The following is a 20,878-nucleotide window of genomic DNA, read 5'->3' on the forward strand; positions in this document are numbered from 1 at the left end:
TTCAGTCGAGCAGGTTGCGCGCCGCGGCGCCGAGGCTGCGGCCGGATTGCAGCAGCGCGGTCAGCGTGCCATCCGGGTTCAGCAGGCTGGCGCGGCCCTGGGCGAGCCGGCTGCGGAAGGTGGCGTCGTCGGCGCCCTGCTGGGCCGCGGCATCCTGCCGCAGCCCAGCGGTGACGGCGCCGGCGGAGCCCTCATCCGGCACCAGCCCATTGGCGGCGAGGCGCGCGCGGGTGGCGGCCAGGGTGCGGGCCAGGCTCTGGCCCCGCGCCGCCGCCTCCTGCTGCTGCTGCGCGGTCAGCGCCTGTTGCCGCGCCACCTCCTGCTGCTGCGTCTGCTGCGCCTGGGCGCGACTCATCGCCTGGGAGGTCTGCGCCTGGCGCACGCTGCCATAGAGCGTGGCACCCGCGCCGACGATGGTTGCGATCGAGGCAAGAGCGCCCATCAGTCTGTGATCCTCGTCTCGGTGGTGACGGAAAGCAGGGTCATCGGCAGCGGCGTATCGTCCTCGATCCGCCAGAGCGGCCGCAGCGCATCGCGCTGCCAGCCCAGCGCGCGCAGCCGCACATCCCCGGTGAAGCGCGGCGGCGGCGCGTCCAGCAGCGGCGTGTCCAGCCGGCGGAACGGCACCGGCGCCGGACCGCGGCCGAGATCCACGGCAAGCGCCGCCGTCTCCAGCACCCGGAAGGTGACGGAGACCAGCCTGAGCGGCGCCGCGCGGACGCCGAGCGCGGTGGCGAGATCCGGCGGCAGCGGCTCCACCACATGCCGGAAGGCGAGCCCGACCTGTACGCTGCCGGCCGGCGGATCGACCGTGACCGCGCCGCCCGCGACCGTGGCGCTGCCGCGCGGCGCGCCATTCGCCAGCACGCCGACGCTGCTGCCCTCCAGATGGCCAAGGCCGGTCCAGCGGTCCTGCGGCACGGCGGCGCTGCCGGTCAGGGCGGCATCGAGCGCCAGGGCATCGTCGAAGCGTTCGAGGCGGGTGGTGCCGCCACGCTCCACCGTGGCCCAGACGGTGCCCTCGATCTCGGCCAGCGCGCGGATGGCGCCCGCCGTCTCCTGCCGGGTCCAGGCGGTGACCTGCTCGGCGCGATAGAGGGTGAGGGTGGCGAGCGTGCCATCCGCCATCGCCACATGCAGCAGGCGCCGCGTCTGGTCGTAGCACATGGCCACCGGCTCGCGGACCAGGTGCTGCGCCGCCAGCGCCAGGTCGTTCGCCTGGTAGAGCTGCTGCAGGTCGGTATAGGTGAATTCGAAGATGCCGCGCCCGCTGCGCGCGGCGAAGATGGTGGAGCCGTCCACATCCACCGGCGGCAGCATGCGCCCGACCAGCGAGCCCACCCGGGTCTGCCGGTTGAGCTGGATGCTGGAGGGGGTCAGCGGCGTGCCGGTGACCATCCATTCGGCGCCCGAGGTGAAGACCTGCAAATGCTGGCCGGAGAAGACGCCGCGGATGGCGTTCACCTGGTCCGAGACCAGCCCGAATTCGATCCCCTGGTCATCGAGGCCGGTGCCGGTATCGAAGTTGAACAGGTCGCCGGATTGCGAGAGCCAGAGCCGGTTCGGCAGGTCGCGGGAGCCGCCGATGACCAGCCTGTCCTGGTGGAAGCAGACGCAGACCGGCCAGCCGCGGGCCGCGGAGAAGGCGGCTTCGTCCCAATCCGTGGTGAGGTTGGTGCCGGCCAGGGTTTCCTCGACGCTGGCGGTGGCATGGACCGCGGAATGCACCGCCGTGACCCGCACCCGCCTGCCGCCGATGCGGAAGCGCGCACCGACATGGCCGGCCTGGAAGAACAGGTCGGAGGCGCTGAGGTCGATCTCGCCGGCGACCCCGCTCGGCTCCAGCGCCACCGCAGCGCCGGCGAAGCGGTAGAAGGGCTCGCGCAGGAAGACCCAGGGCAGCACGGTCCAATTGGCATGGCCCGTGCGGGTGACCTTCTGCGGCACCATGTCCGGATGGCAGAGCAGCAGGGTATCCGCGCTCTGGGTGAAGGCGATCTGCGGCAGCATCGCCGTGCTCCAGGGGCCGGGGGCCTCCGCCACCTGCGTGTCGCCGATGAAGATCTGCATCCTGCCTTCGGTCAGGACCAGCAGGTAGCTCTGCTCGGTATTGAACTCGAAGGCGATGAGGCGGGCCGGGCCGGGCAGGGGCACGATATGGCGCAGGCCGGGGCGGCGGGTGACGCCACCGGTCGGCTGGATGAAGACGTTGCGCAGCAGCCGCGCGCCATTGGCCCAGGCGCGGAGGTCGGGCCGGCCCAGCAATTCGGGCGCGACCTCGCCGGCGGTGAAGCTGGTCTTCAGCGTGCGGGACTGGGCCATGCCTAGCGCCTTGCCGCGAGCAGCGGGAAATCCTCGATCGCGCGCGGCGTCGCCTGCTGGCTGTCGGCCAGGCGGGCGGCGCGCAGCTCGCTCTCCGCCAGGCCGTAGAGCATCTGCGTGCGGCTGGTATTCTCGGTGAGCGGGATGCAGAATTCCGCGGCCAGGCGGGTGGCGAGCGCGGCCGCGAAGAAGGGCGGGAAGGCGCTTTCCTCCGGCCGGAACACGTAGGAGAGCGTGACCTCCTCCGCATTGCAGTGCAGCCGGTCCTCCAGCAGCCGGTAGCTGAGGCCGCGCCCGGCGCCGGGGCTGCCGGCCGAGAGCGCGCGCAGGAAGCCGGCCGGCAGTTGGAAGGCATTGGCGAAATCGGCGGCGGGCCTGGCGGCCAGGCGCGGCAGGCTGGCCTGGGCCGTGGCGAAGCTCCAGGGATGGAGGGAGAGCAGCGCATCCCGCACCGCGGGGTAGAGGTTGGCGGCGACTTCCGCTTCGGCCGTGCCCTCGTCGAGCGAGGCAATGGGCTGCGCGCCGATCTTCAGCAGCGCGCGCGAGCAGAGCGCGAGGGCGGAGAGGGCCATCGGGGACTCCGGTGCAGGGGGGTTTTGGTGCGAGGAGAGTCCCGGCCTCTCCGCAAGCAGGAGAGGCCGGGATTGGGGGCGCGCTACTCCTTCGCGCGCATCCGCGGTTATTCTTTCGCGCGCATCCGCACGACGCCCGTGCCGTCCACCAGCACCGCGCCCTGGCTCATCATGGTATTGACGAAATGCGCAGCGCGGTCGCCGTGCCAGGTGACATCGGTGGTGATCTCGGCCGCCGCGGCATGGCCGATCGCCGTCTTGTGGTAGAAGTAGCAGTAGCGCAGCGTGGCGTTCTTCGTCAGGCCGCTATGCGGCACCCAGAGGGCGCCGAGCCAGCGCTTCGCCTGGGTGCCCTTCCAGGGCAGCTCGTCATTGCCGACATACTGGGCATTGGCGAATTCCTGGATCTGCAGCAGCTCCGACCACTGCTTCCAGCCCACCACCGCGTAGCGCTGGCCGTCATCGGGCACATCCGCCTCGCCCAGCATCTCGAAGGCCAGCAGCACCTTGGCGCGGGTCAGCCCGTCATTGTCGGTCTGGCCGGTGGCGGTGCCGACCGCCTCGGCGGTGGCGCTGTCGAAGGCGGCGATGATGAGCTCGTCGGTCTTGCGGCCCAGCGCATAGGCGCCGGCATTCGCCGCCACCTGGCGCTCGTCCATGTTGGTCTTGAGCTCGTCCATCCGGTCCACCCAGTCGCCGGCGTAGTAGTCCTGGAGGAAGCACTCGACATTGGAGTGGTCGAGGTTCATCACCGGCACCACGCCGTTGCGGGCCTTCGCGGCGGCGGTGCCGCGGCCCACCTTCTGGAAGATGGTGGAGGCGCCGCGCACCTCGGTCTTGGAGCGCACGGTGGGGCGCAGCTTGCTGCCCTGGCGCTGATAGGCTTCCTGAACCTCGGCCTGGTACTGCTTGATGAAGGCCTGGTCGATCGAAGCGGACATGGGTGGGCTCCTGGGCATTGCGGGGTTGAAGGCGCGCGGGCGGTTGGCCGCGGCAGCGGGCCGCCCGGGCGCCGAAGCGGCCGCGGCCCCATGCGGGGTTGGTCGCGGCCGGAAAGGGCAGGGGCGGGGGCGAGTGCGCGGTCCGGGACCGCGGGCTCAAGCCCCGCCGCGATCGCCGGCTAGCTGCCCACCAGCCGGCGGAAGCCATCGGTGACGCGGCGGACGAATTCCGGCTCGCGCGAGCGCCAGTAGCGCGGGTCGCGCATCATGGCGCGCAACTCGCCCTCGCTTTCCGCCGTGGGCGGGGCGGCCTCGCGGGCCAGGCCCGGCTCGCCCTTCTGCATCATCCGCTCCAGGGCCATGACGCCCTCGGCGGTGCTCGACAGCGCCTCATAGACCGGTGGCGGAAGGTGGCTGCGGCCCCAGGCGGAAAGCTGCGCCGCCACCTGGCGGAAGCGCTCCTCGCCGCCGAAATGCGCGGCGAGCTTCTCGCGCTGCCGGTCGGCCTCGAATTCCGCCGCCGCCTCGGCGATCAGCGGCAGCAGGCGCTCGGCCGCCAGGTCATAGACCAGTTGCGCCTGGGCATTGCTGAAATGCGCCTGGTGCAGCCGGCCATTCACCTCCGCATCGGCGCAGCAGAGCTCGTGCGGCGGGGTGATGCTATAGGCATCCGGCGTCTCGGGAATGCCCATGGCCTGGCGGAAGCGCAGCAGGTCCTCAGCCGGTGCGTCGCTGCCCGGGGGCGCGGCGCGCTGCGACAGGCGGCGCTCCAGCTCGCGGTAGGATTTCAGCAGCGCCTCGGCACGCAGGGTGCCGGTCTCGGCATCCCAGAACTTCTCCGGCACATCGGCGGGGCGCGCCCCCGGCTTGGGCGCATCGGCGGGCGGGGCTTGCAGCAGGTCTTCGGGCATGCGGGGTTCACTCCCGGTTGGGAAGGGGTGGGGTGGCGGGGACCAGCACCTCGGCCGGCGCGCCGAGGGTGCGGGCCAGCCAGCGCGTCGCGGCGGCGGCATCGACCTGCGCCGCCGCATCGCCGCCGATCTTGCCGACGGCCTGCAGGAACAGCAGCGTATTCGCCGCATCCGCGCGGCCCTGCACGCGGGCCAGCGGGCTTTCGTAGCGCAGCACCACCTCCCGCCCATCGAGCAGCAGCGGCGGCACCTCGCCGCGCCGGCGCAAGATGGCGAGGCAGCGCGTCACCAGCGGCGTCAGCAACTCGGCCTGCAAGCGGCCATAGGTGGCGCCGAGCAGCCGCGAGGTCTGCGCGGCGCGTTCCAGCACCTCGGTCGCGGTCATCTTCGCGTCCTGCTGCGGACCCAGGCGGTCGGCCAGCATCGCGGCCCGGATGCGGCTCCGCAGGTCCTGCAGCACCAGTTGCGAGATGTCGAAATTCCCCGGCGCGGCGAGCGGCGTGAGGCCGGCGCTGCCCGGCGCCTTGGGGATGATGCTGCCCGGCACCAGCTTCACGGTGGCCGGGTTCAGCACCCCGTCATCCTCCGCCTGCCAGATGCCGGTGACGGCGATGGAGGCGTTCTTCAGCACCATCTCCACCACGGCATTCGCGGTACGGATATCGGGCAGCGCCTTCATTACCGGGCCGCGGCCATAAGTCTCGCCCGGCGCCTTCAGCCAGCGGAAGGCGATGCAGGGGCTTTCGGCGAAACGCCCCTCGGCCAGCACCACCGGGCGGTCGGGCTCGCTGGTCAGCAGCGCGGCGTAGCGAAGGCCGTTGCGCTCCGGCCAGATCGCCTCCAGCACCGGATGCAGCGCCGGGTCATCGGCGGCGGCGGCGCGGAGCAGCTCGGGCGGCAGTTCCGCGCCAAGGTGGCGGCGGCGGATCTCCGCCGCGGTGAGCCGGGCCTGGCGGAAGACGGTGTCGAGTCGGCCGGAGACGCCTTCCTCCAGCACCGCGCTGCGCAGCGGCACGGCGGTGAAGCGGAAGGCGGATGCCTCGCCGAGCGGCGCCTCCTCCACCAGCAGCAGGCCGGTGCCGGCCACCACCAGGTCGAGGAAGGCCTGGTGCATCTCGATCGCGAAGTTGGAGCGGTCGAAATGCCCTTGCAGCGTGGTGGCCGCATCGGCCAGCGCCTCGGCCGTGGCACGGCCCTGCGGCGTGTCCGCCACCGGCCGGGCCGGGGTCAGGCCGAACCAGCGCGACCAGGGCGGGGTGAGTTCGGCGAGCAGCGAGGCGGCAAGCTGTTCCGCCGCATCCGCCGCGGTGGCGTCGAACAGCGCCGGGCCGCCGGCGGGGGGCGGCAGGGCATGGTCGTAGCAGGACTGCCAGACGGGTTCGAGCGGCCGGCGCCGCTCCAGCGCGCGGGCGTGGCGGGCGAGGATGTCCGTGGGTTGCACCGGTCTATTCCCCCAGCAGGGATTTGCGCCCGGTCATGGGCAGCGCCTCCAGCACCCCGCGGGGGGAGGTGGCGATGGTCCCGGCCAGGCCACGGGCGGCGCGGGAGCGGGATTCCTGGCGGGCCTCCTGGCCGGCCTGCTCGGCGGCAGCGGCGGCGACGGCCGGGGCCGCGGCGGGCGGTGCCGGTTCGGGCTTTGGCGCTTCGACGATGGTCGGCTTCGGGGCGCTGAACAGGCCACCCATGCGCGTCACCTCTTCTGTGGCGGAAGCCCCCGATCCATGGCCCGAAAAAGCCGCGGGCCCGGCCCTCGGTGAGGAGGACCAGGCCCGCGCAGGTTGGAACAGGGAGGGAGGAAGCCAGTGGGCGCAGATCGCCCGTTGGCAGGAGCTTTCTAGATCGAATGCCGCGGCATAGTCAAGATATTTTTCCTAGTATCGGTACGATTTCGCAGCGCCCGGAACAGGCCGAAGGGCGTCAGCGCGAAGGGCGCCCGCGCGCCCAGCACGGCCCGGCACAGGGAGACGCAGGTGAGGGGTGCGAGGGGCGGCAACAGCCGGCGGCGGGGCCCGCCGGGCTGGAACGGGCCCAGCACCACGAGGCCGGCACGGCGGTAGAAGCTCGGCAGGTCGAAACCCTCCGGCAGGTCGAGTCGCGCCACCACCAGGTGGCCCGAAAGCGGGTCCAGCACGGTCCAGCCGGCCGCATCGGCGAGGGCCGCGAAGCAATGCCGGAAGCCGGGGCGGAGCAGCCGCAGCCAGGGCTGGTCCGCCTGGCCGCCGAAGACGATGAAAGCCTGCTGCGCCGCCGCGGCCACGGCACGGCGATGCGCGGGACGAGCGGGGGAGGTCATGCCAGGCTGCCCGGGAAGGGCAGGATTTCCGCCTCCGCGGCCGGTTTCAGCGCATTGCCGGCGAGGATTCCCTTGACCCGCAGCGGCCAGTCGAGCCGCGCCATCGCCTCCCGCCACAGCCGCCAGTCGCCCCGCTCCATCGGCGCCCGCGGATCGGGCGCCTGCTGCCGCTCACCCCAGATCCGCAGGATGCGGGCGTGCTGGAGGTCGATGCGGCGCTGGCGGTAGAGCCGGTCGAGGCATTTGATGACATCATCCGGCTCGCAGGGGCGCGCCGCCTTGCCGGCGCCGGAGACGATGCGCGCGCCGTCGCGCCGGGCCATCAGCGCGGCCATGGTCCAGAACCAGGCCTCGTCGGCGCTGGCGAAGGGCTCGGCGGCGGTGGCGGAAGCGCGGAAGGGGGCGTGTCCGGGGCGGGCGGCGCTTGTCATGGGCGTTTATCCTGCTCTTCAGAGGATGAGAACATTTAGAGAACATAAACCTCAGGTTGTATCGTGCGCAAGTGGCAACGAGGAAAATTCGCCTATTGATCTTGTGGGCCAGACCTAGGATGTTATGCCCATGAGCCGAAAAGATGACTGGCCCGCGCCGCGCGGCACGCCCTTCCCGGGAGAGCGCCATGCGGCATGACGATGTCTGGCGCGCACTGGATGCCCTGGCGGCTGAGCATGGCCTCTCCGCCTCCGGGCTGGCGCGCAAGGCAGGGCTCGACGCCACCGCCTTCAACCCCTCCAAGCGCATCGGCGCGGATGGCCGCGCCCGCTGGCCCTCCACGGAAAGCGTGGCCAAGGTGCTCTCCGCCACCGGCACCGGCATCGAGGCTTTCGCCGCCCTTGTCACCGGCATGCCCGCCCTGCCGCGGGCGAGCCGCACGCCGATCTCCCGGCGGATTCCGCTGATCGGCTTCGCCCAGGCCGGCAGCGACGGCTATTTCGACGATGGCGGCTATCCCGTCGGCGGCGGCTGGGACGAGATCGCGGTGCCGGAGGTCGGCGATCCCAATGCCTATGCGCTGGAGATCTCCGGCGAGAGCATGGAGCCGGTGTTCCGCGACGGCGACATCGTCATCGTCTCGCCCTCCGCGCCGGTCCGCCGCGGCGACCGCGTGGTGGTGCGCACCCAGAAGGGCGAGGTGATGGCCAAGGAGCTGAAGCGGCAATCCGCCCGGCGGGTGGATCTGCGCAGCCTCAACCCGGCGCATCCGGATTACGGCTTCGACCTCTCCGAACTCACCTGGATGCACCGCATCGTCTGGGCCAGCCAGTAGGGGGGCAGGCCGGCCGGTTCAGGCGGCGCGCGGCCGCGCCTCCGCCTCCCGCAGCAGGGCGGGCGGCAGCAGCGGGCGCAACCTTTCCAGGTCGCGCTCCGCCCGGCAGGCGAGGAAATACCGCGGCGTCTGCTCAGGCCCTGTCAGCGGCACGGCGGTGAGGCCGATATCGGCATAGATCCGCAGCAGGTTCGGCCCGACGCGCCAGAAGGCGGCATCCACCCCGGCCCGCTCGCAAAGGTCGCGGAAGCGCCAGATGGCGGAGATGGCGTCCTGCCTCTCCCCCGCCGGATCGCCGAGCGCCAGCCACACCCCCTCCCGCTTCAGGAAGCCGAGGCCGGCCCGCCCGGCCTCGCCGAAGACCGCGCCATCGGCCTGGGCCGGCGCCAGCGCGCCCAGCGCCTGCAACCGCGCCCGCGTCTCGGCATTCCATTCCACCGCGCCGAGGCGCGCCGGGCGCAGCAATTGCACCATGGCAATCAGCAGCAGCACGCCGGTCAGCCCCACGGTGAAGCGTAGCGAATCGGGGGCGAGGGGGGAGAGCACCACATCCCACCAATTCTCCTCCGATACCCGCCCGCCATAGGCCACCAGCGCCAGGGTGATGCCGCAGGCGGTCACCGCCAGCAGCGGAACCAGCGCCTCGCCCGAAAGCGGCTCCCGTATCAGCCGCGCATCGCGGTAGAAGGCGGCGCGCAGGCTGGAGAGCAGCACGGCCAGCAGCAGGAAGGCGCCCCAGAGCCACCAGGCCTCGCCGCGCAGCCAGGCGATGACGGCGCCGTTCACCAGCAGCAGCAGCGCCCCCCACCAGGCGATGGAGAGGCGCCGCAGCAGCCCGAAGGCCATCACCAGCAGGAGCGAGCCCACCACCGAGGCGGCGAAATGGCTGGCGATGGCGGCGGCATGCCCCGCCCATTCCTCCAGGATCGTGCCCTTGGTGGGCAGCGCCCCCAGGAAGATCAGCAGCGCCCCGGCCAGCGCCACCAGCGAGGCGATGGCCGGCACCTCCAGCGTTTCCGTGCCGCGGCCCACGGCGGTGAGGCGGGCCAGCACGGCGCGGCGCTGGCCGATCTCGAAGCCGGCGAAGAGCGAGCCCGCGATGAAGAGCGGCACGATGTAGTAGTACAGGCGGAAGACGAAGAGCGCGCCGATCACCTCCGCCGCCGGCATGTAGGGTTGCAGGCCGAGCAGGATGGCACCGTCGAAGACGCCGAGGCCGCCCGGCACATGCGCCAGGATCCCCGCCGCATAGGCCGCCAGGTAGATGCCGAGGAAGCGCAGGAAGGTCAGCCCCTCGGCCGCGGGCAGCAGGGTGTAGAAGATCGCCGCGGTGAGCGCGACATCGACGGTCGCGAGCGTGGTCTGCATCACCGCCATGCGCGGCCCGGGCAGGTCGATCTCGTGCTTGAAGATCCGCACATGCCGCACGAAGCGGCTGAGCACGACATAGCCGATCACCACGCCCCAGAAGGGGATGGCCAGCGACTGCAGGACCCAATGCGGCAGATGCGTGCCCAGCCAGGGCACCACCTCCGGCTCCAACAGCAGCACCAGCCCGCCCAGCGCCAGGCCGCCAAGCCCGAAGGTCAGGCTGGTGAAGCCCACCACCTTGGCGATCTCGAGCGGCGTCAGCCCCCAGGCGGAATAGAGCCGGTAGCGCACCGCCGCGCCCGAGACCGCGGCGAAGCCGAGGTTATGCGCCAGCGAATAGCCGCAGAAGGAGGCCAACAGGGATTTCGGCCAGGAAACCGGCCGCCCCGCATAGATCGAGCCGAGCTTGTCGTAGATCGCCAGCACCAGGTAGGCGAGCACGGTGAGCCCCGCCGCGATCCAGAGCGAGGTTGCCGGCAGCGCCGCCATGGCCCGGCGGATATCGGCCACCGACAGGTCGCGGAATTCCCGCTGCACCACATAGAGCGCGCCCACCAGCAGCGCGACGCCGAAGACCGGTGGTCCGTTCCGGCGGAGCCAGGCCAGGCGGCCGGCCACTAGGCGGAAGCCTCCCGCGCCAGGGCCGCCTCGATCAGCCCGATCGTGCCGGGGATGCCATAGAGCGCCACGAAGCCGCCGAAGCGCGGCCCTTCCTGCTGGCCGAGCAGCACCTGGTAGAGGCAGCCGAACCAGTCGCGCAGGTTCGGGAAGGCGTGCCGCTTGCCGATATCATAGAGCAGCGTCTGGATCGTCTCCGCATCGGCATCGGCCGGCAGGGCGCGGAGCGCATGCAGCAGGTCTTCCAGCGCGGCGCGTTCCAGGACGGTGGGGGCGCGGTGGCGCTTCTGTGGCTCAACAAAATCGCTGTAGTATGCCACTGCGTGCTTGCAAAGTCTCTCAAACATAAGCGCCTTGTCTGGACGAGCTATTTCAATACCCGTATCGAGATCTCGATTTGGTTTAATCGTTATTGCTTCAAGGCGGTTAAGTGACCACTCCTGAAACTTTCGAACCCTTTCACTTGATCTTTCTGAACCCGTTGCCAAGTCCCGCTTTATGTAATTTCCGAAATATTGCAACAGCTTCAAGGGGTCATCGATCCCGGCAGCAGAGACCAGATTGAGAAGCATCGAAAACGATGCTGGGCTTCCTGGCTCATCAGGCGCTTCACCATCGTGAATGTACCAGGCCGGGTTGGTGGGCTCCGGTGCGGCCCGCAGCTTTTCCAGATTGGCCAGGTAGTCGTCCACCGCGCGCGGGATCACGTCGAAGAACAGCCGCTTCGCCCGTTGCGGCGCGCCATACATGAATTGCGCAAGGGATTCCGGCGGCGCATAGCGCAGCCATTCCTCGATAGTCAGGCCATTGCCCTTGGACTTGCTGATCTTCTGCCCCTGCTCGTCCAGGAACAGCTCATAGGTGAAGCCCACCGGCGGCTGCCCGCCCAGCACCCGGCAGATCTGGCCGGAGAGCCGCACGCTGTCGATCAGGTCCTTGCCCGACATCTCGTAATCGACGCCGAGCGCATACCAGCGCAGTGCCCAATCGGCCTTCCATTGCGCCTTGCAATGCCCGCCCGTCACCGGTGTCTCGAAACGCTCGCCGGTCTCGGGGTCGCGCCAGACCAGCGTGCCGGAGTCCGGCCGGGTTTCCTCCATCGGCACCTGCATCACCACGCCGGTCCTGGGGTGGATCGGCAGGAAGGGGGAATAGGTGGCGCGGCGCTCCGGGCCGAGGGTCGGCAGGATCACCGCCCGCACCTGCTCATGCACCTCCAGCATCCGCCGCAGCGCCGCATCGAAGCGGCCGGACCGGTAGTAGTCGGTGCTGCTGGCGAATTCGTAGTCGAAGCCGAATGTGTCCAGGAAGGCGCGCAGCCGGGCGTTGTTGTGTGCGCCGAAACTGTCATGCGTGCCGAAGGGGTCGGGAATGGCGGTCAGCGGCCGGCCGAGGAAACCCTCCAGCATCGCCTTGTTCGGCACGTTGTCGGGCACCTTCCGCAGCCCGTCCATGTCGTCGCTGAAGGCCAGCAGGCGGGAGGGCAGGCCGGTGATCCGCCCGAAGGCCCGGCGCACCCAGGTGGTGCGCGCCACCTCCCCGAAGGTGCCGATATGCGGCAGGCCGGAAGGGCCGTAGCCGGTCTGGAACAGCGCCTCCCCCTTGCCGGAGGCGGCGACGCGGTCCGCCACCTTGGCAGCCTCCTCGAAGGGCCAGGCCTTGACGGTGCGGAGGGTGGGGTCGGCAGTCATCATCGGCGCCTGAGTGCTCACGGATTGCAGAACGGTCATCTCGGGCGGCCGTTATAGGCGCCACGGCCGGGCCATGCGACCCCCGTGCCAGGTCCTCTCGGGAGGAAGCCAGCCATAATTCCCTCATGCCCCTGCCATGGCCCGTTGCAGGGGCAAAGCGTCCCGGACCGCCGCCGGTTCATCGCCGGCGGGATGCCGAAGGTGGCCGGCAACCGCCACGACCCGGGCGATGGCGACGTGGAATTCTTCGCGTGCAGCCTCGCGGAGCCGGGGCCTCAGGCTTTGAGGCGCGGCGGCTTCACCCCCACCAGCTCGCATTGCGCATCCAGCATGGCCGAGAAGTCCCGCCGCCCCCAGCCGCGGGCGCGGGCGCTGCTGAAGGCTTCCCGCGCCGCGGCCGCCACGGGCAGCGGCACCCGCGCCGCATTGGCGGCCTGCACGATCAGCGACAGGTCCTTATGCGCCAGGTCGATGGCGAAGCCGGGCTCGATATCCCCGGCCAGCGCCTTGTTCGGCCAGTTCACCTTGAGTTGCCCATTGGTGGCGGTGGTGCCGTGCAGCACCTCCAGCGTCTTTTCCAGATCAAGGCCGAAGGCGGTGGCGAGGGACAGCGCCTCGGCATTCAACTGGCACAGGATGATCGCGAGGTAGTTGTTCACCAGCTTGCTGCGGGTGCCGGCGCCGGGCGCGCCGCAATGATGGACGGTGCTGCCCATCGCCTCCAGCAGCGGCTTCACCCGGGCGAAATCCGATTCGCTGGCGCCCACCATGAACAGCGATTCGCCGCGGTCCGCATGCCAGGCCAACCGCCCGACCGGCGCATCGACGAAGCCGATGCCGCGCGCTGCGCAGGCCGCGGCCAGGCTGTCGGTGGTCTCGGGGTCCACCGTGGACATGTCCATCACCAGCCCGCCGGGGCGCAGATTGGCCAGGATGCCGCCGTTGCCGAGCACCGTCGCCGCCACCTCCCGCGGCCCCGGCAGCATGGTGATGGCGATGTCGCTGGCCCGCGCCACGGCGCCGGCATCCGCCGCCGTCTCCGCCCCCAATGCCTCCAGCGCCGCCAGCGGCTCGGCGGCGATATCGAAGACGGTCATCGGGAATTGCCGGCGGCGGATATTGGAGGCCATGCCGCGCCCCATGCGTCCGAGGCCGATGAAGCCCACTTTCTCGCGGGGCTGGTCCATGGCGAGGCTCCTGTCTCTGTTCATCAAGGGGGGGCGGGAGACTGGCACCGGGCGTGGGCTGGCGGAAGCCATCGCGGCGTTGCGCGCCGCCGGCTTTTCCGGGCACTCTGCCCGGCAATGCAACGTCCCTGAAAAGGAGTCCTGAATGGATCGCCGCCGCCTCATCACGAGCGGGGCTGCCGGTGCCGCCGGTGCCGCCGCCCTGGCCACGCCGAACCTGGCCAGCGCCCAGCCGCGCATCCGCTGGCGTTGCCCCGGCAGCTTCCCGAAATCCCTCGATACGCTGTGGGGCACGCAGGAACACTTCGCCCGGCGCATCTCCGAGATGACCGATGGCGCCTTTCAGATCCAGGTCTTCGGCCCGGGCGAGGTGGTGCCGGCGTTGCAGGTGATGGATGCGGTGGGCGGCGGCACGGTCGAATGCGGCTTCACCAGCGGCTACTACTACCTGGGCAAGGACCCGAGCCTCGCCCTGGTCACCTGCCTGCCCTTTGGCCTTTCCAGCAAGCAGCACTGGGCCTGGCTGACCCATGGCGGGGCGCGGGAACTCTATGCGCCGATCTATCGGGACCTCGGCCTGGTGGCGATCCCGGCGGGCAATACGGGGTCCCAGATGGGGGGCTGGTTCCGCAAGGAGATCAAGAGCGTCGAGGACCTGAAGGGGCTGAAATTCCGCATCGCCGGCTATGGCGGCACGGTGCTGCAGAAGCTCGGCGTGGTGCCGCAGCAGATCGGCGGGCCGGATATCTACCCGGCGCTGGAGCGCGGCGTGATCGATGCCGCCGAATGGGTCGGGCCCTATGACGACGAGAAGCTCGGCTTCAACCGGATCGCCCCCTTCTACTACTACCCGGGCTGGTGGGAATATTCGCCGAGCGTCGACCTGATGATAAATGCCCAGGCCTATGATGCGCTGCCGGCGCAGTACAAGGCGGTGCTGGAGGCGGCCTGCGCCGAATCCTGGCACTGGATGTCGGCGCGCTACGATGTGCTGAACCCCGCCGCGATGCGCCGCCTGATCGCCGCCGGCACCCAGCTTCGCGCCTTCCCGCGCGAGGTGATGGCCGCCTGCTACCGCGCGGCGCAGGATTTCTACGCCGAGGTCGGAGCGCAGAATCCGCGCTTCAAGGCGATCCATGCGCAATGGGACCGCTTCCGGGTCGAGCAGACCCAATGGGCGCGGGTGGCCGAGGATTCGCTCGCCAATTTCCTGGCGGTCAGCACCGCGTCGCGCTGACGGCGAAAGGGCCGCCGGGGCATCCCCCGGCGGCCCTTTGCCTGTTTCGCGGCCTCAGCGCGGCTGGATGCGGAAGCGGCGGAGCTGGATGTAGTTGTCCGCCGTCTGCACGGCCTCCACATTCTGCCGCGCCGCCCAGACGATCTGCTGCTGGTGCAGCGGGATATAGGCGACATCGTCACGCAGGATGGTGGCGGATTCGCTGATCAGGCGCTGCCGCGCCGCCGGGTCGGTCTCCGTGGCGACGCGATTGATCAGGTCGTCCATCCGCGGGTTGCTGTAGCCGCCATTGTTGAAGACGCCGCGGGTGCCGTCCCGCGTGCCGAGCAGGTTGAACAGCGCGTTGTGCGCGTCCGAGGTCGCCGGGGTCCAGCCCAGCAGGTAGAAGCTGGTATTGTAGCGCGGCGCGTTGATCTCGGCGAAGTAGCGGGCGCGGGTCTGCGCGGCGAGCGTGACCCGGATGCCGATCCGCGCCAGCATGGCGACGGCGGCGGTGCAGATCGCCTCGTCATTCACATAGCGGTCGTTCGGGCAATCCATCGTCACGCCGAAGCCGTTGGGGTAGCCGGCCTCGGCCAGCAGGCGCTTTGCCCCCGCGACATCGACCGGCAGGCGGCGGTCATCCTCCTCCCGGAAACCGTTCACGCCGGGGCCCCAGAGCAGCCCGGTCGGGCGGGACTGGCCGCGCATGACGGTGCGATGGATCGCGTTCACGTCGATCGCCTGGTAGAAGGCGCGGCGGACCCGGACATCCTGGAAGGGGTTGCGGCCCTTCACATCGCTTTTCAGCAGTTCCGGCCGCATCTGGTCGAAGCCGAGATAGATGGTCCGCAGCTCCGGCCCCTGGATGATGCGCACCCCGGCCGAGCGGGAGATGCGGTCCACATCCTGCGGCGGCACGGTATAGACGAAATCCACCTCGCCCGAGAGCAGCGCCGCGACGCGGGTCGCGTCATTGGCGATGATGTTGAGTTCCGCCCGCTGGATATTGTGGCGCGGCGTGTCCCACCAGTCCGGGTTGCGCTCCAGCACCGTGCGCCGGTCGGGCTCGCGCAGGACCAGGCGGAAGGGACCGGTGCCCATGGCGTTGCGGGTGGCGAAATTCTCCTCCCGGGTCGTCAGGTCGGCGGGGCGGGTGGCGTTGTTCTGCTCGGACCACGCCTTCGACATGATGCCCCAGTTGGTGATCTCCTGGGCCAGGATGGGGTTCGGCTGATGCGTCTCGAACTCCACCGTGTGGTCGTCGATCTTCCGCACTTCCTTCACGCTCGCCAGCACGGACTGCAGGTTGGAGCCGGGAGCGCGGACGCGCTGGGCGCTGAACACCACGTCATCGGCGGTGAAAGGCGTGCCATCGGTGAATTTCACGCCGCGGCGGAGATGGAAGCGCCAGACGGTGGGGGAGGGCTGCTCCCAGCGCTCGGCCAGGGAGGGTTCCACCTCCATCCTGTCGTTCCGCCGCACCAGTGGCTCGTACATGTGGGAGTTGAAGGCGAGCAGCAGGGTTTCCTGCCGCGTATAGGGGTCCATGGAATTGACGTCGCCGTCATTGGCCCAGCGGAGGACCTGCGCCTTCGCTGGGGCCTGGACGGTGAGCGTGGTGCCGGCCAGCAGGGCGGCGGCGAGGGCAAGGCGGCGCATATCCCGATGATCTCCCCAATTCCGGCGGGGAGGCTAGCCCGGAACCGGCTTGCCACAAAGCGAAACGGGGGCCCGAAGGCCCCCGTTCATCAGCCCCGCAATGGGGAAAGCCTCATCTTGCACCGCCTAATTCAGACCGTCGGGCCGTTCGGCCCCTTGGTCATCGGGCGGCTCAGGCGCGCAGCACCCGCGGCAGTTCGGCCACGGCGCGGTCGATGAGGGCGGCATCGGCCGTCGCATCCATCCGCTCCGCGATCACGCTGCGGGCCGCGGCGGTGGCGATCTCCGCCGCCGCGCTGCGGACCTCGGCCAGGGCCGCACCCTCCGCCGCGCCGATGCGGTCCATCGCCATGCGCTCGCGCCGCTTCGCCGAGGCCTCGGCCTCGGCCGCCGCCGCGCTCGCCACCCGCTCGGCCTCGGCCCGCGCATTGGCGATCATCTGCTCGGCCTCGGCCAGCGCCGCGGCGCGGTCGGCTTCGGCCTGCCGCAGCAGGGCCTCGGCCTCGGTCCGCAGCCGCGCGGCCTCGTCCAGCTCCGCCCGCACCCGGTCGGCGCGCGCATCCAGCATGCCGGTGAGCTTGCCCCAGGCAAGGCGGCCGACCAGCAGCAGGAAGATGACGAAGCTGACCGCGACCCAGAATTTCGGGTCGAGCCAGAAATGCTCGTAATGGTGCTCCATCAGGCCCGCCCCCGCTGCGCGAGTTCACGGTCCACCGCCCGGTCCACCAGGGCCCGGCTGGTGCCCGCGCCGATCAGGCGGCTGACCAGCGCCTCGGCCGTCTCGGCCGAAACCTGGCGCAGCGCGCCCATGGCGCTGTCGCGGGCCGCGGCGATGCGCTGCTCCGCCGCCTCGATCTGTGCGCCGAGCTTCGCGTTCACGACCTCGGCCTTGGCGGCGGCCTCTTCCTGGGCACGCTGCACCGAGGCGTTGATCGCGGCCTGCGCCTCGGACCGGGCCCGGGCGGTGGCGCTGCGGTGCTCGGCCAGCGCGCCATCGGCACGCAGCTTCGCCTCCTGCGCCGCTTCGAGGTCGCCCTCGATGCGGCGGCGCCGCTCCTCCAGCACCGCGGCCACGCGCGGCAGCGCGACATTGGCCATGATGTAGTAGAGCAACCCGAAGATGATCAGCAGCCAGACGACCTGGGCGATGATCAGCGGGTGGCCGAAATTGAGCTGCGGCATGCCGCCGCCGCTGCTGCCCGGATGCTCGGCCGCGACCTGCGCCGCCGCGGGGACCGCGGCAAGGGCCATGGTCACCAGGGCTGGCACGGCCGCGAACCGGATGCTCTTCCTCATAACCGTCTCCCCTGCATGCCGATGGGGGGCGCGGCCGGCCTCCGGCGCGCGCCCCGCAATGCCGGCAATGCTCAGGTGAAGAGGATGAGGAAGGCGATCAGCAGCGCGAACAGCGCCACCGCTTCCGTCAGCGCGAAGCCCAGGATGCCGATCGGGAAGACGGCGTCGCGGGCGCCCGGGTTGCGGGCCACGCTGGAGACCATGGAGGAGAAGATATTGCCGATGCCGACACCGACGCCGGCGAGCGCAATGACGGCGAGACCGGCCCCGAGGGCCTTGAAGGCGGCGACGTAAGCAATCGGATCCATCGGAACTGTCCTTTCTCAGGAATGGGATATGGCGAACCGCCGACGTCTCAGTGCAGGTGCACCGCGTCGTGCAGGTAGATGCTGGTCAGGATGGCGAAGACATAGGCCTGCAGGAAGGCCACCAGCAATTCGAAGCCGATCAGGGCGACATTCACCGCCAGCGGCAGCGTCGCGCCCAGGATGCCGAGCAGGCCGGCGGCGGAGCCGATCATCACCACGAAGCTGGCGAAGACCTTCAGCATCACGTGGCCGGCGACCATGTTGGCGAAAAGCCGGACCGAGAGGCTGACCGGCCGCGACAGGTAGGAGATCAGCTCGATCGGGATGATGAGCGGCGCCAGCGCCTTGGGCGCGCCCTCCGGGAAGAAGTAGGTGAAGAAACGCATCCCGTGCATCGCCAGCGCCACCAGGGTCACCAGGATGAACACCACCACGGCCAGCGCGAATGTCACCGCGATATGGCTGGTGAAGGTGAAGGCATAGGGCAGCAGGCCCAGCAGGTTGCCGAACAGGATGAACATGAACAGCGAGAAGACGAAGGGGAAGAACCGGCGGCCCTCGTCGCCGATCTGGCCGGCCACCATGTCCTGCACGAATTCATAGGCGGATTCCGCCATGGCCTGCAGCCGGCCCGGCACGACGGCGCGGCGGCCCATGCCCCAGATCATCAGGGCGCTGATGAGCCCCACGGCCAGCAGCATGTACAGGTTGGACTGGCTGAAGCCCACAGCCTTGCCCACGGCACCCAGCACCGGCGTCAGCTCGAACTGGCCCAATGCGTCGATCGACTTGCCTTCGGCGGCCACAGGCGACTCCCCAAGCTCAACGACACATCAACTCCGCCGGCCGCGGCGCGGATCGAACAGGCGATAGACGTTCAGGACCCCGGCGGCCGAGCCTGCCAGGAAGAACAGCAGGAAGAGCCAGGGCCAGGTCCCGAGCCAGCGGTCCAGCAGGTAGCCGATGAGAATACCGACCACCAGGGCCGATACCACCTCGACACCCGCGCGGAACCCGATGCCCCACGGACCCGTCGGAAGGCCAGCACGGTCATTCCCGGTCGGCTTGTCCAGACCCTGCCGGGTCCGGGCTTCCCGGAGTCGCCGCTCGAAGCCGTCGCGCTCGTCCACCCTCGCTCCTCCTTTGGTTCCCCGCCGGAAGGCAACGGGCTGGTAAGGCCCCCCCCGCGGCGTGTCAAGCAAGCGCGGGCAGTCCCGGCGGCCTTCCCGCCCGAATTGCCCCTGCCTGTGCCGTTCCGGGGCTGGCGGCTCAAGCCTCCGCGAAAGCCCCGCTCTGCTGCTGCCAGAGCCTGGCATAGACCCCGCCGCGGCGCAGCAGGCTCTCATGCGTGCCCGCCTCGGCGATGCGGCCATGCTCCAGCACCACCAGCCGGTCCATCCGGGCAATGGTCGAGAGCCGATGCGCGATGGCGATCACGGTCTTGCCGGCCATCAGCGCCGCGAGCTGCTCCTGGATCGCCGCCTCCACCTCCGAATCGAGGGCGCTGGTGGCCTCGTCCAGCACCAGGATGGGGGCGTCCTTCAGCAGCACCCGGGCGATCGCGATCCGCTGCCGCTGCCCGCCCGAGAGCTTCACCCCCCGCTCCCCCACATGCGCGTCATAGCCGGTGCGGCCGCGCCAATCGGCGAGGTCCCGGATGAAGCCATCCGCGGCGGCGCGGGCGGCGGCGGCCTCGATCTCGGCCTCGCTCGCCTGCGGCCGGCCGTAGCGGATATTGTCGCGGATCGAGCGGTGCAGCAGCGCGGTGTCCTGCGTCACCACGCCGATGGCGGCGCGGAGCGATTCCAGCGTCACCGCCGTGATGTCCTGCCCATCCACCAGGATGCGCCCCTCCTCCGGCTGGAAGAAGCCGAGCAGCAGGTTCACCAGCGTGGATTTCCCGGCCCCGGAATGGCCGACCAGCCCGACCCGCTCGCCAGGCGCGATATGCAGGTCGAGCCCCTGCAGCACCCCCGTCTCCCGACCATAGCCGAAGCGCAGGCCCTCCACCCGGATCTCGCCCCGGGTCACCCGCAGCGGCACCGCGCCGGGCGGATTGGGCGCGGTGGGCGGCACCGCGATCGAGCCCATCGCCTCCTGCACCACGCCCAGATTCTCGAAGATCGAGGTGACGTTGAAGGCCACCCAGCCGGAGATATTGGCGATCTGCCAAGCCATGGGCAGCGCCGTGGCGATGGCGCCGAGCCCGATCCGCCCCTCCGTCCAGAGCCAGATCCCGGTGGCGGCGGTGGCGGTCAGCATGGCGGCGTTGAGGCTGGCGAGCAGGAAGCCGTTCAACGTCACCAGCCGCATCTGCCGGCGGAAGGCCTCGTTCAGCGCCACCACCCCGTCGCGGACGAAGGCATCCTCCTCCCGCGCCCGGGCAAAGAGCTTCACCGTCTGGATATTGGTGTAGCTGTCGACGATCCGGCCGGTCAGCAGGCTGCGCTGCTCGGAAGCCTTGCGGGAGCGTTCCCGCATCCGCGGCACCAGCACCCTGAGCAATCCCGCATAGAGCAGGAACCAGACCGCGATCGGCAGGGCCAGCCGCCAGTCGGCGCCGGCCAGCAGCGCCAGCGCCGCCGTGCCATAGACCAGGATGTACCAGACCGCGCTCACCACCTGGACCACGCTCTCGCGCAGTGCCGGGCCCGCCTGCATCACCCGGTTGGCGATGCGGCCGGAGAAATCCTCCTGGAAGAAGGGCAGGCCCTGGCGGATCACCCCCCAATGGCTCTGCCAGCGAATCAGCGAGGTGAAATTGCCGTTGATCCCCTGCTGGGTGATGAGGTTCTGCGCCAGGATGCCGAGCGGCCGGCAGACCAGGATGATCGCCGCCATCCCCAGCAATTCCGGCCAGGCCGCCTGCCACAACGCCTCCGGCGGATGGTCGGAGAGCAGCGCGACCAGCCGCCCGATCATCGCCGGGATCGCCGCATCCAGCAGCGCCACCACCAAGCCGGCCAGGAACAGCGCCACGAACAGGGCGCGGGCCTGGCGGATGAAGTGCCAGTAGAAGCCGAGCAGGCGGCGCGGCGGCGGGGCCTGCGGCACTGGGCTGCCGAGCAGGCGGGCGGCGGGTTCTCCCGGCGCGGCCACCGGGTCCAGGAGACGTTCGAAGAGACGGAAAGGCATGATGCAGCAACCGCCCGCCCGGGCCGAAGGTCAAGCACAAGCCTGTGACGCGCAAGCCGGCACGGCCATCCTATGTTCGGATGGAACC

21 protein-coding genes are annotated in these 20,878 nt (G+C 70.4%); 2 read left to right on the forward strand and 19 right to left on the reverse strand.

What is annotated here, in order from left to right; all coding sequences use genetic code 11:
• Position 1 precedes the first annotated feature (1 nt).
• The 9 genes from KSF81_RS09265 to KSF81_RS09305 form a co-directional block, all read right to left on the reverse strand.
• Entirely contained in the window at positions 2-442 is a 441-nt protein-coding gene (locus tag KSF81_RS09265; RefSeq protein WP_217378729.1) for a hypothetical protein, read from the reverse strand.
• Entirely contained in the window at positions 442-2,322 is a 1,881-nt protein-coding gene (locus tag KSF81_RS09270; protein WP_217378730.1) for a hypothetical protein, read from the reverse strand. Before KSF81_RS09270 ends, KSF81_RS09265 begins: the two co-directional genes overlap by 1 nt.
• A gap of 2 nt (positions 2,323-2,324) precedes the next feature.
• A complete protein-coding gene (locus KSF81_RS09275; protein WP_217378731.1) occupies positions 2,325-2,894 on the reverse strand; it encodes a hypothetical protein in 570 nt (189 codons plus the stop codon).
• Positions 2,895-3,001: 107 nt separating this feature from the next.
• A complete protein-coding gene (locus tag KSF81_RS09280; RefSeq protein ID WP_217378732.1) occupies positions 3,002-3,835 on the reverse strand; it encodes a phage capsid protein in 834 nt (277 codons plus the stop codon).
• Between the two features lie 179 nt (positions 3,836-4,014).
• Positions 4,015-4,746 (reverse strand): capsid assembly protein, encoded by a 732-nt coding sequence (locus KSF81_RS09285; RefSeq protein ID WP_217378733.1) that lies wholly within the window; start codon positions 4,744-4,746, stop codon positions 4,015-4,017.
• 7 nt (positions 4,747-4,753) lie between these two features.
• Complete coding sequence (locus tag KSF81_RS09290) at positions 4,754-6,187, reverse strand: portal protein (RefSeq protein ID WP_217378734.1); 1,434 nt, start codon at positions 6,185-6,187, stop codon at positions 4,754-4,756.
• Positions 6,188-6,191: 4 nt separating this feature from the next.
• The gene (locus tag KSF81_RS09295) at positions 6,192-6,431 is read right to left on the reverse strand and encodes a hypothetical protein (RefSeq protein WP_217378735.1); all 240 of its coding nucleotides are present in this window, start codon (positions 6,429-6,431) and stop codon (positions 6,192-6,194) included.
• A gap of 149 nt (positions 6,432-6,580) precedes the next feature.
• Entirely contained in the window at positions 6,581-7,039 is a 459-nt protein-coding gene (locus KSF81_RS09300) for a hypothetical protein (protein ID WP_217378736.1), read from the reverse strand.
• Positions 7,036-7,470, reverse strand: a complete 435-nt coding sequence (locus KSF81_RS09305; protein ID WP_217378737.1) for a hypothetical protein — start codon at positions 7,468-7,470, stop codon at positions 7,036-7,038. The genes KSF81_RS09300 and KSF81_RS09305 overlap by 4 nt, the downstream gene beginning before the upstream one ends.
• Before the next feature lie 188 nt (positions 7,471-7,658).
• Between KSF81_RS09305 and KSF81_RS09310 the strand changes: the two genes are divergently transcribed.
• Positions 7,659-8,306, forward strand: coding sequence for a helix-turn-helix transcriptional regulator (locus tag KSF81_RS09310; RefSeq protein ID WP_217378738.1), 648 nt, complete (start codon positions 7,659-7,661; stop codon positions 8,304-8,306).
• Positions 8,307-8,324: 18 nt separating this feature from the next.
• On the opposite strand, the gene KSF81_RS09315 is transcribed toward KSF81_RS09310, so the two are convergent.
• The 3 genes from KSF81_RS09315 to KSF81_RS09325 all read right to left on the reverse strand — a co-directional run bounded on the left by KSF81_RS09315 (position 8,325) and on the right by KSF81_RS09325 (position 13,173).
• On the reverse strand, positions 8,325-10,295 hold the full coding sequence (locus KSF81_RS09315; protein WP_217378739.1) for a lysylphosphatidylglycerol synthase domain-containing protein: 1,971 nt from the start codon (positions 10,293-10,295) through the stop codon (positions 8,325-8,327).
• The gene (locus KSF81_RS09320; protein ID WP_217378740.1) at positions 10,295-11,986 is read right to left on the reverse strand and encodes a lysine--tRNA ligase; all 1,692 of its coding nucleotides are present in this window, start codon (positions 11,984-11,986) and stop codon (positions 10,295-10,297) included. Before KSF81_RS09320 ends, KSF81_RS09315 begins: the two co-directional genes overlap by 1 nt.
• Positions 11,987-12,261: 275 nt before the next feature.
• Entirely contained in the window at positions 12,262-13,173 is a 912-nt protein-coding gene (locus tag KSF81_RS09325; protein ID WP_217378741.1) for an NAD(P)-dependent oxidoreductase, read from the reverse strand.
• Positions 13,174-13,318: 145 nt separating this feature from the next.
• Here KSF81_RS09325 and KSF81_RS09330 point away from each other — a divergent pair, with 145 nt between their 5' ends.
• Positions 13,319-14,410, forward strand: coding sequence for a TRAP transporter substrate-binding protein (locus tag KSF81_RS09330; protein WP_217378742.1), 1,092 nt, complete (start codon positions 13,319-13,321; stop codon positions 14,408-14,410).
• 54 nt (positions 14,411-14,464) lie between these two features.
• Here KSF81_RS09330 and KSF81_RS09335 read toward each other — a convergent pair whose 3' ends face one another.
• From KSF81_RS09335 to KSF81_RS09365, 7 genes are all read right to left on the reverse strand, one after another.
• A complete protein-coding gene (locus KSF81_RS09335) occupies positions 14,465-16,051 on the reverse strand; it encodes an ABC transporter substrate-binding protein (RefSeq protein WP_217378743.1) in 1,587 nt (528 codons plus the stop codon).
• 172 nt (positions 16,052-16,223) lie between these two features.
• Positions 16,224-16,730, reverse strand: a complete 507-nt coding sequence (locus KSF81_RS09340) for a F0F1 ATP synthase subunit B (protein ID WP_217378744.1) — start codon at positions 16,728-16,730, stop codon at positions 16,224-16,226.
• Positions 16,730-17,347, reverse strand: a complete 618-nt coding sequence (locus KSF81_RS09345) for a F0F1 ATP synthase subunit B' (RefSeq protein WP_217378745.1) — start codon at positions 17,345-17,347, stop codon at positions 16,730-16,732. Before KSF81_RS09345 ends, KSF81_RS09340 begins: the two co-directional genes overlap by 1 nt.
• Before the next feature lie 71 nt (positions 17,348-17,418).
• On the reverse strand, positions 17,419-17,655 hold the full coding sequence (locus KSF81_RS09350; RefSeq protein ID WP_217378746.1) for an ATP synthase subunit C family protein: 237 nt from the start codon (positions 17,653-17,655) through the stop codon (positions 17,419-17,421).
• A gap of 47 nt (positions 17,656-17,702) precedes the next feature.
• On the reverse strand, positions 17,703-18,461 hold the full coding sequence (locus tag KSF81_RS09355) for a F0F1 ATP synthase subunit A (RefSeq protein ID WP_217378747.1): 759 nt from the start codon (positions 18,459-18,461) through the stop codon (positions 17,703-17,705).
• A gap of 27 nt (positions 18,462-18,488) precedes the next feature.
• Positions 18,489-18,785, reverse strand: coding sequence for an AtpZ/AtpI family protein (locus KSF81_RS29360; RefSeq protein ID WP_309139516.1), 297 nt, complete (start codon positions 18,783-18,785; stop codon positions 18,489-18,491).
• 139 nt (positions 18,786-18,924) lie between these two features.
• Positions 18,925-20,790, reverse strand: a complete 1,866-nt coding sequence (locus tag KSF81_RS09365) for an ABC transporter ATP-binding protein (RefSeq protein ID WP_217378749.1) — start codon at positions 20,788-20,790, stop codon at positions 18,925-18,927.
• Between the last annotated feature and the right edge of the window lie 88 nt (positions 20,791-20,878).

Origin of the sequence: Siccirubricoccus sp. G192, assembly GCF_019084075.1 — a bacterium.
Taxonomy (GTDB): Bacteria; Pseudomonadota; Alphaproteobacteria; order Acetobacterales; family Acetobacteraceae; genus G192.